General features: G+C 67.2%; 1 protein-coding gene. It reads left to right on the top strand.

Going from position 1 to position 308, the window contains the following annotated elements:
- A partial coding sequence (locus OP79_RS49320; protein WP_033329921.1) for an MmyB family transcriptional regulator occupies positions 1-308 on the top strand: 308 nt, incomplete at both ends.

The raw sequence follows: 308 nt of genomic DNA, 5'->3' as shown, positions 1-308 counted from the left end.
TCAACGGACTGTCCCGCTACCTGGTCTATCGCTGGTTCACCGACCCGGCGCAACGCGATCTCTATCCCGACGAGGACCACGCCCTGCGGGGCAGGGTCTGCACCGTGGACATCCGGGTGGCGTACACGGCGGACCCTCAAGGCAGGGCCGGCGACATCGTCGCGGCACTGCTGGAGGTCAGCCCCGAGTTCGCCGACCTCTGGCAGTTACACGAGGTGGACGTCACCCACCACAACGACCTCAAGCGCTACCGGCATCCGGAGCTGGGCGAGATGGAGCTGTACTGCCAGCGGCTGGTGGACCCCGAC

It is taken from the genome of Streptomyces yerevanensis, from assembly GCF_000716805.1.
GTDB lineage: Bacteria > Actinomycetota > Actinomycetes > Streptomycetales > Streptomycetaceae > Streptomyces > Streptomyces flaveus.
Note: the sequence above shows the minus strand (reverse complement) of the source record. Positions and strands in the feature narration are given on the sequence as shown.